Annotated in this window: 11 protein-coding genes; 1 reads left to right on the top strand and 10 read right to left on the bottom strand. The window is 69.5% G+C overall.

The window, feature by feature from the left end:
* Positions 1-50: 50 nt before the first annotated feature.
* The 9 genes from rplS to ftsY all read right to left on the bottom strand — a co-directional run bounded on the left by rplS (position 51) and on the right by ftsY (position 8,587).
* Entirely contained in the window at positions 51-419 is a 369-nt protein-coding gene (gene rplS / locus ACEXHE_RS01370; RefSeq protein ID WP_091694399.1) for a 50S ribosomal protein L19, read from the bottom strand.
* A 240-nt stretch (positions 420-659) separates the two neighbouring features.
* A complete protein-coding gene (trmD, locus tag ACEXHE_RS01365) occupies positions 660-1,409 on the bottom strand; it encodes a tRNA (guanosine(37)-N1)-methyltransferase TrmD (RefSeq protein WP_374784446.1) in 750 nt (249 codons plus the stop codon).
* On the bottom strand, positions 1,406-2,017 hold the full coding sequence (gene rimM, locus ACEXHE_RS01360) for a ribosome maturation factor RimM (RefSeq protein ID WP_374784445.1): 612 nt from the start codon (positions 2,015-2,017) through the stop codon (positions 1,406-1,408). Before rimM ends, trmD begins: the two co-directional genes overlap by 4 nt.
* A 136-nt stretch (positions 2,018-2,153) precedes the next feature.
* On the bottom strand, positions 2,154-2,393 hold the full coding sequence (locus tag ACEXHE_RS01355) for an RNA-binding protein (protein WP_091695273.1): 240 nt from the start codon (positions 2,391-2,393) through the stop codon (positions 2,154-2,156).
* Between the two features lie 2 nt (positions 2,394-2,395).
* Complete coding sequence (rpsP, locus tag ACEXHE_RS01350) at positions 2,396-2,863, bottom strand: 30S ribosomal protein S16 (protein WP_091694410.1); 468 nt, start codon at positions 2,861-2,863, stop codon at positions 2,396-2,398.
* A gap of 163 nt (positions 2,864-3,026) precedes the next feature.
* A complete protein-coding gene (locus tag ACEXHE_RS01345) occupies positions 3,027-3,956 on the bottom strand; it encodes a VOC family protein (protein WP_374784444.1) in 930 nt (309 codons plus the stop codon).
* Positions 3,957-4,117: 161 nt separating this feature from the next.
* On the bottom strand, positions 4,118-5,710 hold the full coding sequence (gene ffh / locus ACEXHE_RS01340) for a signal recognition particle protein (protein ID WP_277244641.1): 1,593 nt from the start codon (positions 5,708-5,710) through the stop codon (positions 4,118-4,120).
* A gap of 154 nt (positions 5,711-5,864) precedes the next feature.
* Positions 5,865-7,208 carry an ammonium transporter gene (locus ACEXHE_RS01335; protein WP_336704515.1) on the bottom strand — a complete coding sequence of 448 codons (1,344 nt, stop codon included), beginning with the start codon at positions 7,206-7,208 and terminating at the stop codon, positions 5,865-5,867.
* A gap of 182 nt (positions 7,209-7,390) precedes the next feature.
* Positions 7,391-8,587 carry a signal recognition particle-docking protein FtsY gene (ftsY, locus tag ACEXHE_RS01330; RefSeq protein ID WP_356966045.1) on the bottom strand — a complete coding sequence of 399 codons (1,197 nt, stop codon included), beginning with the start codon at positions 8,585-8,587 and terminating at the stop codon, positions 7,391-7,393.
* 66 nt (positions 8,588-8,653) lie between these two features.
* On the opposite strand from ftsY, the gene ACEXHE_RS01325 reads away from it, so the two are divergent.
* On the top strand, positions 8,654-9,967 hold the full coding sequence (locus ACEXHE_RS01325; protein ID WP_374784443.1) for an MFS transporter: 1,314 nt from the start codon (positions 8,654-8,656) through the stop codon (positions 9,965-9,967).
* Here ACEXHE_RS01325 and smc read toward each other — a convergent pair.
* Positions 9,915-13,574, bottom strand: a complete 3,660-nt coding sequence (gene smc, locus ACEXHE_RS01320; RefSeq protein ID WP_374784442.1) for a chromosome segregation protein SMC — start codon at positions 13,572-13,574, stop codon at positions 9,915-9,917. The genes ACEXHE_RS01325 and smc overlap by 53 nt on opposite strands.
* Between the last annotated feature and the right edge of the window lie 64 nt (positions 13,575-13,638).

The raw sequence follows: 13,638 nt of genomic DNA, 5'->3' as shown, positions 1-13,638 counted from the left end.
CCGGACTCCTGGTGGGGAGTTCCGGCGCCCGAGGTGGTGCGCAGGGCAGATCAGGCCTTGGAGGCGTCCTTGCCGAAGTCGCGCTTCTCCTTGATGCGAGCGGCCTTGCCGTGACGATCGCGCATGTAGTACAGCTTGGCGCGGCGGACGTCACCCTTGGTGACGACCTCGATCTTCTCGATCACCGGGGAGTGCACCGGGAAGGTGCGCTCCACGCCCACGCCGAAGGAGACCTTGCGCACGCGGAAGGTCTCCCGGATGCCGTGGCCCTGACGGCCCATGACGTAGCCCTGGAAGACCTGGACACGGGCGGTCTTGCCCTCGACGATGTTCACGTGCACCTTCACGGTGTCGCCGGGACGGAAGTCCGGGACATCGGTGCGCAGGGACGCGGAGTCCAGAGTGTCAAGGATGTGCATGTGTGCTTCTCCTGGTGGACGCCACAGGTCATCCACGTGGTCGACGGCTCACCCGCTGGGTCTGCTGGTGCAGACGTCAGGAGAGGCAGAGCCGGAGCTGTGAGTCCGGTCAGACCGTGTGGCCGCCGGATGGCCGTGCTGTTGACGCCCGCCCCCTGTGGCAGGTCGCGCGCCCAGCTGGCACAGCGACCCATTATGCCACAGTTCGACGAAGCAGACCGATCAGCCGGACCAGCCGGATCAGTCCTCCTGGGCCACGGTGGAGACGTCGAGCCGCTCCAGAAGGTCCGGACGGCGGCGCTGGGTGCGTTCCACCTGCTGTTCATGGCGCCAGGCGGCGATCTTCCCATGGTCTCCGGAGAGCAGGATCTCCGGGACGTCATGACCTCGCCAGGAGGAGGGCTTGGTGTAGACCGGATACTCGAGGAGCCCGTCACTGTGGGACTCCTCCACCAGTGACTCGGGGTTGCCCACCACGCCGGGCACCAGACGGCCGATGGCCTCGACCATCGCCAGTGCGGCCACCTCTCCCCCGTTCAACACGTAGTCCCCCAAGGAGACCAAGCGGACCTCATAGTGCTCCTGCGCCCAGTGGAAGACCCGCTCGTCGATCCCCTCATAGCGGCCACAGGCCACCACCAGATGGTCGGCCGCGGAGAGCTCCTGGGCCACCTGCTGACGAAAGAGCTGGCCCGAGGGCGTCGGCACCAACAGGACGGGACGACGGCCAGTCTCCCCCTCCGCGTCCAGCGCCAGTGGGGAGTCGGCCGCGATCTGCTCCAGGGCCAGGGCCCAGGGCTCGGGCTTCATGACCATGCCGGCACCGCCTCCGTAGGGCGTGTCGTCCACAGTGCGATGCCGGTCGAAGGCGTGCTCCCGCAGATCGTGCACGCGGATCTCGAGCAGTCCCTCTCGGCGGGCCTTGCCGATCAGGGAGACGTCCAGGGCGCCCAGGTACTCCGGGAAGATCGTGACGACGTCGATCCTCATCCCTGGGCCTCCGGTCCGGCTGCCGTCTTGTCTTCGTCGGTCTCGGCGTTGAGTGTGAGCAGACCTGGTGGTGGAGTCAGCAGCACCGTCTGCGCGTCCAGGTCCACGTCGGGGACGATCTCGTCCACGAAGGGGATCAAGGCCCGGTGGCCGCCGTGACGCTCGTCCAGCTCCACGTCCAGCAGGTCCTGGACCTCACCGGTGATCAGAGCGGCGACCTCGCCGACCCGCTCCCCGTCGACCAGCACTGCCAGTCCGAGCAGGTCCTCCTCGTACCAGGCGTCGTCCTCACCGGCCACGTCCGGTGCCGCGAAGAGCTCCGTTCCCCGCAGGGCGTCGGCGGCGTTGCGGTCCGGGCACTCCTGGAACGCGAGCACCAGGATCTCCTTGTTCCATCGGGCTCGGGTCACCGTCAGCAGGGCCGGCGCCGTGGCACCGCGGGCAGCGCGAGTCTGCAGCTGCGCTCCGGGGACGAACCTCTCCTCGGGAGCATCGGTGAACAGCTGGACGGTGACCTCGCCTCGGATCCCATGCGGCTTGCCGATCCGGGCCACCCGGACCAGATCATCGGCGGCGCTCTCAGTGCTCTCAGTGCTCTCGGTGCTCATCTGAAGGGTCCTCCATCAGGAGTCGGTGCGGTCGCGATGACCGGGGTGGTCAGGGCTGGTGGTCACAGCACGATGGCCCGCGTCCGGAGGAACTCCGGCCACGGGCCATCGGATCATGCTGGTCGAGCTGCGCTGGTCAGCGTCGGCGGTCGGTGTCCACCACGTCCACTCGGACCGGATGGCCGGCAAGGCCCTCCAGCACGGTGCGGAGTGCGGTGGCGGTCCGACCCTGACGGCCGATGACGCGACCCAGGTCAGAGGGGTCGACGCGCACCTCGAGCACTTCACCGCGCCGCTGGTTGCGCAGGTCCACCCGGACGTCGTCGGGAGAATCCACGATTCCCCGGACCAGGTGTTCCAGCGCCTCCTGCAGCATGGTCACTCGGACTTCTCGTCGGCCGGAGCCTCGGAGGTCTCCTCAGCGGCCTCTGCCGGTGCGTCCTCAGTGGCCTCGGCAGACTCTGCGGGGGCCTCCTCGGTGGACTCGGCCTTGGGGGTGATGGCCTCGGGCAGGATGACCGAGCCCTTGGCGGGAGCCACGAAGGCCTCCTTGGGCTGCTTGGTCTTCAGGGTGCCCTCGGCGCCCTCCAGGCCCTTGAACTTCTGCCAGTCACCGGTGACCTTGAGCAGGGCCATGACCTGCTCGGTGGGCTGGGCGCCCACGGACAGCCAGTACTGGGCACGCTCGGAGTCGACCTCGATGAACGAGGGCTCCTCGGTGGGGTGGTACTTGCCGATCTCCTCGATCGCGCGACCATCCCGGCGGGTGCGGGAGTCGGCGACGACGATGCGGTAGTAAGGTGCGCGGATCTTGCCCAAACGCTTCAGACGAATCTTGACGGCCACGGGTGTGGTTGCTCCTGGTTCTTGGTTGCAGGCGCAGTCTGAGGTCCGGCCGTGGGGTTGGCGGTTCTCTCGTGACTGCTGACGGAACGTCGACGCGGAGGATAGAGGGTCGTCCTGCCGACGGTTCAGTACCGTCCTATTGTGCCAGATGCATCGCCGGTTCTCACACCGACGGCGCGGCGGCCTCGGCCAGGATCAGCCGGGTGTCCCACGGATCACGCACGTGCAGGGCCTGCCCGGTCTGCTCGATCACATGGCCGGCCGTGAGAAGTCGGTCCGCCACTGCCGCCAGGCCCTCTCCGCGCGGCAGCGCGATCTGCACGCTGCCCAGACCCAGGGTGTTGCGGCGTGGCCCCACGCCCGTGGAGTTCCAGGTGTTCATGGCCATGTGGTGGTGGTACCCGCCAGCAGAGACGAACAGGGCCATCGCGCCGAAGGTCGTGGTGCGCTCGAACCCCAAGACGTCGACGTAGAAGTGCTGGGCCGTCTCCACGTCGCCGACCTGGAGGTGGACGTGCCCCACCTGCGCCGGCGCCTGATGCAGTCCGGAGACGGCCTGCTCGGTCAGGTGCTCCTGGAGGAAGCGGTCCCACGGCAGGTAGAGGGTGTCCATGGAGACCTGGTCACCGTTCCACTGCCACTGATCGCGCGGGCGGTCCCAGTAGAGCTCGATGCCGTTGTCGTCCGGATCCTGGAAGTAGAAGGCCTGGGAGACCAGATGGTCTGAGGAGCCCACGAACCGGGTGGGATCGACCTGCATGGCCGTGTAGACCGTGGCCGCCAGGGAGGCCTGATCCGGGAAGAGGATGGCGGTGTGGTACAGCCCGGCTTCGCCGCGACCGGGCAGCTTCAGACCGCGGGCCTCCTCGATCGCCACGAGAGGCACCCCGACCCTGCCCAGCACCACGTCCGGGCCATGCTCGGCCACCGGGACCAGACCGAGGGCCCGCTCGTAGTACGAGCTCAGGCGAGGCACGTCATCGGTCTTGAGGGTGACCACCCCCATGGTCAGCTCGGCCGGCAGCAGGTCCTCGGCCGGCCGTCCGGAGATCGGCTGGTACGGGGTGGACGGCGTGAGGGAGGCAATGGTCATGGTGGAACTCCTGGTGCGGTGCCGCTCTGCGGCAGGTCATCTCGTCACCGTGGACAACGTGTTTGAGGATTCAAGTATTTCCGGAGGCCCCGACGACGACGGCTCGGCACCAGGGCAGGTGCCGAGCCGTCGGACAGAGGCTCCGGTGAGCGTGGTGCTGGTCAGTCGCGCAGGAACTTCTCGAATCCCTTGGGCAGGTTCAGGTCCTCGGCGGAGAAGCCGTCCTGTCCCAGCTGCCCGTCACGACCGAACGCCGCACCCGTGGCCTGCTGGGCCGAACGCTGACGCCGCTCCTCCAGTGCCTTCATCTCGGCAGCGGCCTTGGCCGGATTGCCCGAGCGGGGCTTCTGGGCCTTGCCCTTCTTGCCCTTGCCCTTGCGAGCCGCACCGGCTCCCATGCCGGGCATTCCCGGCATTCCCGGCATGCCGCCCCCACCGGCGGCCATCTTCTTCATCATCTTCTGCGCCTGGCCGAACCGCTCCAGCAGCCCGTTGACCTCGGAGACGTGGACGCCCGAGCCCTTGGCGATGCGAGCCCGGCGGGAGCCGTTGATGATCTTGGGAGCCACCCGCTCATGCGGGGTCATCGACCGGATGATCGCCTCGATGCGGTCGATCTGCCGATCGTCGAACTGTTCGAGCTGCTGGCGCATGCCCTGGGCGCCCGGCATCATCATCAGCAGCTTCTTCATCGAGCCCATCTTCTTGAGCTGCTGCATCTGGTTCAGGAAGTCGTCGAGGGTGAAGTCCTCCTGGTCGACGAACTTCTGGGCCATCTTCTGGGCCTCGGCCTTGTCCCACGAGCGCTCAGCCTGCTCGATCAGCGACATGACATCGCCCATGTCCAGGATGCGCGAGGCCATGCGGTCCGGGTGGAAGACCTCGAAGTCGGTCAGCGCCTCGCCGGTGGAGGCGAACATCACCGGCTTGCCGGTCACGGAGCGCACCGAGAGGGCGGCACCGCCACGCGCATCGCCGTCCAGCTTGGTCAGGACCACGCCGGTGAAGCCGACGCCGTCGTTGAAGGCCTGGGCGGTGGCCACAGCGTCCTGACCGATCATCGCGTCGATGACGAAGAGGACCTCGTCCGGCTGAACGGCCGCGCGGATGTTCGCGGCCTGCTCCATCAGCTCGGCATCGACGCCGAGACGACCGGCGGTGTCCACGATCACCACGTCATACTGACGGTTCCGGGCCTCGGCCACGCCGTCGCGTGCCACTTGGACCGGGTCACCGGTGGCCGCTTCGAACTCGCTGGAGACGCCCGGGTGCGGCGCGAACACGGGGACGCCGGCCCGTTCGCCGTTGACCTGGAGCTGCTTGACGGCATTGGGTCGCTGCAGGTCGGCTGCCACGAGCAGCGGGGTGTGCCCCTGGTCCTTGAGGTGCTTGGAGAGCTTGCCGGCCAGCGTGGTCTTGCCTGCACCCTGGAGGCCCACGAGCATGATCACCGTGGGCGGGTTCTTGGCCAGGGAGATCCGGCGGGTGTCGCCGCCCAGGATCTGGACCAGCTCGTCGTTGACGATCTTGACCACCTGCTGGCCGGGGTTCAGCGCCTGGCTGACCTCCGAGCCCAGCGCCCGTTCCTTGACCTGACCGATGAACTCGCGCACCACGGGGACCGCCACGTCCGCGTCCAGCAGAGCGCGACGGATCTCGCGTGCGGTGGCGTCGATGTCCGCATCGGTGAGCCGCCCCTTGCCCTTGAGGTTCTTGAAGGTGGACGTGAGGCGATCGGAGAGGGAGTTGAACACGGGGTGCTCTTCCTGTGGTGGTCGATGATGGGCCGGAGTCCTCCGGACCGCAGGGTCTGTGGTCTGACGCGTCGAAAGCCGGGGGCAGACCGCGTTCAGCGGTCCGCCCCCGGCGGTGAAGCTGTCGCGGCCGTCGCCGCACTCTCAGCGCAGACTACCGGTTATCCAGGGTAGCAACTCGGCGGTCCTGCCCGGCGGCATCGAGCTCGACGCCGCCGGTGTCCTGCTGGGGATCAGCCGTGGACTCGGCGTCGGCGTAGGAGGAGCCCATGCCGTATCCGCCGAACGCGTAGGCCGACTCGCGGTGCTGGGAGAGATCCACCCCCAGCTCCTCGTCCTCAGCGGAGACCCGCAGTCCGATCGTGGACTTCAGCACCAGCCCGATGATGAGGGTCACCACTGCGGCGAAGACCATGGCCACGACGACGGCCACCACCTGGGCGACCAGCAGCATCCCGTCTCCGCCGTACAGCAGACCTGCCCGGCCGTCGTCCATGGGCAGACCGAACAGGCCGATCATCACGGTGCCGACGATGCCGGCCACCAGGTGCAGACCCACCACGTCCAGGGAGTCGTCGAAGCCCAGCTTGTACTTCAGCCCCACGGCCAGAGCGCAGAGGACGCCGGAGACCAGGCCGATCACGATGGCGCCGACCGGGTCCACGAACGCGCAGGCGGGGGTGATGGCGACCAGCCCGGCGACGATGCCCGAGGCAGTGCCCAGAGAGGTCGGACGCCCGATGCGCAGGGTCTCGGTGATGATCCAGCCGATCATCGCGGCCGCCGGGGCGGCCAGCGTGTTGACCCAGATGAGTCCTGCCTCGGTGGCGTCGCCAGCAGCACCGCCGTTGAAGCCGAACCAGCCGAACCACAGCAGGGTGGCGCCCAGCATGACGAAGGGGATGTTGTGCGGGCGATGGCCCGGGTCCGTGCCGAAGCCGGCGCGCTTGCCCAGCAGCAGTGCCAGCACCAGGGCGGCGGTGCCGGCAGAGATGTGGACCACCAGTCCGCCGGCGAAGTCCACCGCTTCCCCGAGTGCGGTGCCGATGGCGCCGTCGGCCGAGAGCAGCCCTCCACCCCAGACCATGAAGGCCAGCGGGCAGTACACCAGCGTGACCCAGACCGGGACGAAGACGCACCAGGCGCTGAACTTGGCACGGTCTGCCACGGCGCCGGAGATCAGCGCCACGGTGATGATCGCGAAGGTCGCCCCGAAGCCGATGCCGATCATGTCCTCAGTGCCCACCGCCGAGTACAGTCCCAGGTCGGCCAGGGGGTTGCCGACCATCTGCAGGAAGCCATCGCCACCGGTCATGTTGTAGCCCCACAGCACCCAGACCAGCCCGACCAGGCCGATCGAGACGAAGGACATCATCATCATGTTCAGCGAGGCCTTGGCCCGCGTCATCCCACCGTAGAAGAACGCCAGTCCCGGCGTCATCAGCAGCACCAGCGCGGCGCACACCATCATCCAGATGTGCCCCGCATTCAGTTCGATCGTGTCCACAGGCTCTTCCTCTCACCAGGGGCGCTGTCCCTGAGACGGGTGATGTCCCCGGAGGGGACCGGCGGAACAGCGCTCTGGTTAAGAGCATGGGGGCACCGTGTTACACGGTGCCCCCAGGGCCGTTTCGATCAGATGACCGGTGCGGCCGGTGCGTTACAGCTGTGTTGCGGATCTCACGGCTCGAGCAGTGCGTCCACGAAGCCCTCGGCGTCGAAGGGCGCCAGGTCGTCGGCTCCCTCGCCCAGCCCGATCAGCTTGACCGGGACACCGAGCTGACGCTGGATCGCCACCACGATTCCGCCCTTGGCGGTGCCGTCCAGCTTGGTCAGCACGATGCCGGTGATGTCCACGACCTCGGCGAAGACCTTGGCCTGGGTCAGACCGTTCTGTCCGGTGGTGGCATCCAGCACCAGCAGGACCTCGTCCACCTCGGCCTGCTTCTCCACCACCCGCTTGATCTTGCCCAGCTCGTCCATCAGGTTCGACTTGTTCTGCAGACGGCCGGCGGTGTCGATGATGACGACGTCGGACTCCTGCTCGATGCCCACGCGCACGGCCTCGAAGGCCACCGAGGCCGGGTCGGCACCGTCCTGATCGGACTTCACGGTGTCCACGCCCACGCGAGCACCCCAGGTGGCCAGCTGCTCGGCGGCAGCGGCTCGGAAGGTGTCAGCAGCGCCGAGCACGACCTGGCGCTCCTCAGCCACCAGCACGCGGGCGATCTTGCCCACGGTGGTGGTCTTGCCCACGCCGTTGACGCCCACCACCATCATCACGGCAGGACGGCCGTCCTTGCGGGTGGCGGCCAGACGGCGGTCCATGGAGGGGTCCACCATGGCAGCGAGCTCCTCCCGCAGCAGGGTCCGGACCTGCTCGGGGCTGCGGGTGCCCTCCACGGTGACGCGCTCACGCAGGCGGTCCACCAGTTCCATCGTGGGCTCGGTGCCCAGATCAGCCATCAGCAGGGTCTCTTCGACCTCGTCCCAGACGTCGTCGTCGATGGTGTCCCGGGAGAGCAGGGCCAGCAGTCCCTTGCCGAAGATGTTGTTGGACTTGACCAGGCGCGCGCGCAGCCGGGCCAGGCGGCTGCCGGCCGGCTCGGGCCGGTCCAGTGCAGGAGTTGCCGGGGCCTCGGGCTCGACGATCTCCGGCTCGGCGGGAGCGGCCGGGGCCTCGGGCTCGACGACGGCGACGTCCGTCGTCTCCTCCCGGTCCAGGACGGCCGTCGAGCCGGTCGGCGCGGGGTCGTTGGCGTCGCGGGTGGTCGGGTAGGCGCCCTTCGGCGGCTTGGGCCGACGGTCCAGCAGGCCCAGCAGCACGAGGCCGACGACGAGGATGGCAGCAAGAGCAATCAGAGAGATGGGGTCCACCCCTCCAGTCTGGCACAGCGTCGCCGCGGGAGCCCGGCTCGGCCGGACCATGAGAGAATCGGGGCCATGCCCGCAGACCGCTCTGTTTCCCCGCGCGTGAAGCGGACTCCTCTCCCCCGGGAGATCAAGGTCCTGGTCGCGGCGGCCTTCATCATCGCGATCGGCTTCGGCATCATCGCCCCGGTGCTGCCCCAGTACGCCCAGTCCTTCAATGCCTCAGCCACCGCCGTCAGCGCCGTGGTCTCCGCATTCGGCCTGACGCGCCTGCTGTTCGCGCCCGTCTCCGGCAAGGTGACCAGCCGGTTCGGCGAGACCCCCGTGTACATGACCGGCGTGCTGGTCGTCGCCCTGTCGATGTTCCTGATCGCCTTCGCCCAGGACTACGCCCAGCTGCTGATCTTCCGCGCGCTGGGCGGCATCGGCTCGACCCTCTTCACGGTCTCGGCCATGGCCTTCCTGGCCCGCAAGTCCCCGCCGACCATCCGCGGCAGGGTCTCCGGCGCCTACGCCTCGGCCTTCCTGATCGGCAACATCGCCGGTCCGGTGGTGGGCTCACTGCTGGCGGCCTTCGGCTACCGCGTCCCGTTCCTGATCTACGGAACCTCCCTGGTGATCGCCGCGGGATTGGTCTTCTTCCTGCTGCGGGACTCTCGTCTGGCCGACCGTGCCGCGCCGGATCGCCGCAGCTCCATGCCGCTGTCCGAGGCCTGGACGCATCACGCCTACCGTGCCTCGCTGACCTCGTTCTTCGCCAACGGCTGGGCCACCTTCGGGGTGCGCAACTCGTTGACCCCGCTGTTCGCCGCCGGCGCCTTCACCGGTGCCGGGGCGGTGCTGGACGGCCCGCAGATGGCCGGTGCTGCGCTGTCCGTGTTCGCCGCCGGCAACATCGTGGCGGTGACCTTCTTCTCACGGCTCTCGGATGTGCATGGCCGCAAGCCGCTGATCATCATCGGTCTGATCGTCGCGGCGGTGGCCACCGGCGTGATCGGATGGGCCACCAGCCCCTGGCTCTTCCTGGGCCTGTGCGTGGTGGCCGGGATGGGCACCGGGCTGCTCAATGCGCCTCAGCAGGCGGCCATCGCCGACCTCGTGGGTCAGGAGCGCAAGGCTGGATCGGTGATGTCCACGGCGCAGATGTCCGCCGACCTCGGAGCGATCATCGGGCCGCTCGTGGCCGGACTGGTGGTGGACGCCGCAGGCTATGGCTGGGCGTTCGCCCTGACCGGCGGCGTGCTGCTGGTCGGTGCCCTGTCCTGGACCTTCGCCCCGGAGACGAACCTGCCGGTGGCACCCGGCGGCCCCAGGACCGGAGCACTGCCGAAGATCACTCCCCCGGATCCCCAGGAGGATCTGCGGCACCGTCCAGACGCTGGCTGATCACCTGGCTGATGCCGTCGCCACGCATCGAGACGCCGTAGAGCGCATCGGCCACCTCCATGGTCCGCTTCTGGTGGGTGATGATGATCAGCTGGCTGTCGCGCTGGAGCTCCCGGAAGATCTGCAGCAGTCGGCCCAGGTTCGTGTCGTCCAGGGCGGCCTCGACCTCGTCCATCACGTAGAACGGGCTCGGGCGGGCCTTGAAGATCGCCACCAGCATGGCCACGGCCGCCAGGGACCTCTCTCCCCCGGAGAGCAGGGAGAGCCGCTTGACCTTCTTGCCCGCCGGCCGTGCCTCCACCTCCACACCGGAGCTGAGCAGGTCATCCGGATCGGTCAGGAAGAGCCGCCCCTCGCCCCCGGGGAACAGGGTGGCGAAGACGTGCTGGAACTGCTCGGCGGTGTCCTCGAATGCGGATCGGAACACGGTCAGGACGGTGTCGTCCACGTCCTGGATGATGGCCAGCAGGTCCTTCCGGCTGGACTCCAGGTCCTGAAGCTGCTCGGAAAGGAACCGGTGGCGTTCCTCCACGGCGTCGAACTCCTCCAGAGCCAGTGGATTGACCCGGCCCAGGGCGGACAGCTCGCGTTCAGCGCGGCGCAGCCGCTTCTGCTGCTCGGCCCGGTCGAAGGGCACGGTCTCCGGCTCTCCCGCCGGCACGACCACCTGATCGGAGCCGGCGTCTGCCGCTGACCCCTCGTGGGGCTCCGGGGGCGGGCCGGCGGGCACCGGAACCTCCGGCCCGAAGTGCCCGAGCAGGTAGTCCGGTGTCATGCCCAGATCCTCCCGGGCCCGTTCCTGCATCTGGTCCAGCCGCAGTTGCTGCTCCTGCCGCGCCATCTGCGCCGCATGGAGCCGCTCCTGGGCCTGGGTCACGCCGGAACGGTCCTCGTCGGCGGCCTGGCGCAGCTCGTTCAGTCGCCGTTCCAGCTGTTCCCGTTCTCGATCCAGCTCCTGTCGGTCGGCGGCGGCGCGGGTCACGGCGGCGTCCAGCCACGACCTGGCCTGCCCGACGGCGGCCCCCACCGCCTCCAGCCGGCGCAGGCGGGTGCGGCGCTGGGTCTCGGATCGCTCGTACTCCGTTCGAGCCAGGTCCGCGGCGGCGACCGCGCGTCGAGCCTGGTCTGCACGGTGCCGGGTCTGGCCCTGGACGGACTCCGCGGTGCGCAGCGCCAGTCGTGCCTCGGTCTCGGCATGTCGAGCCTGGGCGGCCGCCTCCTCAGCGGCGTCGCGCTCGGCGGAATCCACCGGGGAGGTCTCGGCGCCGTCGGTCGGTGCAGCCGAGGCCGACTCCCCCGCCACCGACCTCGCGGCCTCCTCGGCCTGCCGCTCGGCCTCGGTCACCACGTCCTGATACTCCTCGAGTCGCCGTGCCAGGGCCTCCCGCTCGTCCGCCAGGGACGCCCCCTCGTCCTGGGCGAGCTGGAGCTGTTCGGTGAGCCGTGCCAGGTGTTCGGTGACGGCGGTGTACCGGGCATCGGACGCGTTGAGCTCCTCCAACGCGAGGGCCTCTGCCTCCTGCGCGGCCTGAAGCCGTTCCCGCATCCCAGCTTGGGCGAACCGCAGGCGATCCAGTTCATGCGAGGTCTGCACGGTGATCTCGGCGGCCCGGTCGGCGGCTGCCTGTCGCTCGATCCTGCTGCCGGCACCGGTGCCCTGTCCGTCGAACCAGCCGGGTCCGTGCACGGCACCGTCGCGCGTCACCGCCCTGCGGCGGGCGCTCTCTCCGTCCACGCCGGACACCACCTCCCGCGCCTGCTCCAGGTCCTCGACCAGGACCACCTCATCCAGCAGCAGGCGCAGCGTGGCGGTCAGACCCGGATCGTCGGTCTCCACCACGGACGCGGCGGGCACCCCAGGTGAGGTGTCTGCCGACGGTGCCGGGCCGTCGTCGGGAACCTCCAGGAGGGGGTGCAGCAGCCGGACCGCCGTGGCGCCGGCGGCCTCCAGGGTCTGCAGCGCCGATTCCACGGCCTGTACGTGCGGGAGGACGAGCTGCTCGCCCGGGCCACCCAGCGCGGCGGCGACGGCGGCCTCCCAGCCTTCGCTGATGCGCACCCGCTCGGCCAGGCTCCGCACCGAGTGATCGGTCAGGGCCGAGATGGCGGCGTCGGCCGCCGGCTCCAGCAGCTCCTGGAGTGCCTCGCGCCGGGCCGTGGCCTCACGGTGAGCGGCTTCGGCCTCGGCCACCTGCGCCTGGAGTGCCGCATCCTCCTGCTGGGCCTGAGCGGCCTGTTCGGCGGCCTGCTCGTAGGCGGCGTCCAGGGCCTCTTCGGTGTCCATGGACCCGGCCAGTCGGTTCTGCTCCGCGGTCAGCTCGGCGCGCAGACGCTCCACGGTCTGCGCCGAGTCCTCAACGCGCTGGGCCAGTCGAGCGTCCTGGGCGGTGAGGGACTCCTGCCGGGCGCGGGCCGCCTCGGCACGACCGGCGGCCACCGCCGCGGCCTGACGACGGTCCGCGATGCGCTGCAGGGCACGCGTGTACGCCTCGTGCGCCTGGCGGGCTGTCGCCTCAGCCGTCTGCCGCTGGGCTGTGACCTGCTCCAGCTCAGCGCGCACCTGCTCCACTGCCGCGTCGGCCTGCTCGGCCTCCTGCTGAGCCCTCTCAGCCAGAGCACGGGCCGTCTGCGGGTCCGGTCCACTGGGCGCGGGGGCAGCGTGCCGACGCGACCCGACGCGCTCCTCCACCACGGCGGCCAGGGAACGGTACCGCTCCGCCAGAGTGGAGAGCTCGTACCAGTGGCGCTGTGCCGCCGCGGCGGCGTCTGAGACCGACTGCGCCTGGGAGCCCAGGCTGGCCGCCTGGCGCTCGCCCTCGGCCAGCCGAGCCTGGGCCTGGGCCAGCGCGGCCTCCAGGTCCCGGTCGCCTTCTGCCAGCTTCCCGACGGCGGCCCGCTGGGTGGTGAGGTCATCGGCCAGCAGGCGAGCTCGGGCATCCCGGACGTCGAACTGGATGCGCTGGGCCTTCCGAGCGGTGGCGGCCTGGCGGGAGAGCGGCCCGAGCTGACGCCGGACCTCCTCGGTCAGATCACGCACCCGGTCCAGGTTGGCCCGCATGGACTCGAGCTTGCGGACGGTGCGCTCCTTGCGCCGCCGATGCTTGAGGATCCCGGAGGCCTCCTCGATGAAGCCGCGGCGCTCCTCCGGGGTGGCCTGCAGGATCCGGTCCAGCTGCCCCTGACCCACGATCACGTGCATCTGCCGTCCCAGCCCCGAGTCCGAGAGCAGCTCCTGGATGTCCAGCAGTCGGCAGGATGCCCCGTTGATGGCGTACTCCGACCCGCCGCTGCGGAACAGGGTCCTCGAGATGGTGACCTCGCTGTACTCGATCGGCAGGGCACCGTCGGCGTTGTCGATGGTCAACGTCACCTGGGCTCGGCCCAGCGGAGCACGGCCGGAGGTGCCGGCGAAGATGACGTCCTCCATCTTGCCCCCGCGCAGGTTCTTGACGCCCTGCTCCCCCATCACCCAGGCCAGGGCGTCCACCACGTTGGACTTTCCCGAGCCGTTGGGGCCCACGACGGCGGTCACCCCGGGTTCGAAGTGGAAGGTGGTGGCGGAGGCGAAGGACTTGAACCCGCGCACGGTCAGGGTCTTCAGATACACGGGCCGAGCCCCCTGACCGTGGACAGCTCACGGGGCCCGCCGTGCGCTCGCGCTGGCAGTTCCA

The organism is Micrococcus sp. IITD107, assembly GCF_041927415.1.
In the GTDB taxonomy this organism is placed as follows: domain Bacteria; phylum Actinomycetota; class Actinomycetes; order Actinomycetales; family Micrococcaceae; genus Citricoccus; species Citricoccus terreus.
The sequence above is the reverse complement of the archived record's forward strand: the minus strand, read 5'-3'. Positions and strand labels throughout refer to the sequence as shown.

Excerpts from the sequence above, each read along its gene's own strand:
- rplS (WP_091694399.1), bottom strand. The coding sequence starts at position 419 with ATGCACATCCTTGACACTCTGGACTCCGCGTCCCTGCGCACCGATGTC.
- trmD (WP_374784446.1), bottom strand. The coding sequence starts at position 1,409 with ATGAGGATCGACGTCGTCACGATCTTCCCGGAGTACCTGGGCGCCCTG.
- rimM (WP_374784445.1), bottom strand. The coding sequence starts at position 2,017 with ATGAGCACCGAGAGCACTGAGAGCACTGAGAGCGCCGCCGATGATCTG.
- ACEXHE_RS01355 (WP_091695273.1), bottom strand. The coding sequence starts at position 2,393 with ATGCTGCAGGAGGCGCTGGAACACCTGGTCCGGGGAATCGTGGATTCT.
- ACEXHE_RS01345 (WP_374784444.1), bottom strand. The coding sequence starts at position 3,956 with ATGACCATTGCCTCCCTCACGCCGTCCACCCCGTACCAGCCGATCTCC.
- ACEXHE_RS01325 (WP_374784443.1), top strand. The coding sequence starts at position 8,654 with ATGCCCGCAGACCGCTCTGTTTCCCCGCGCGTGAAGCGGACTCCTCTC.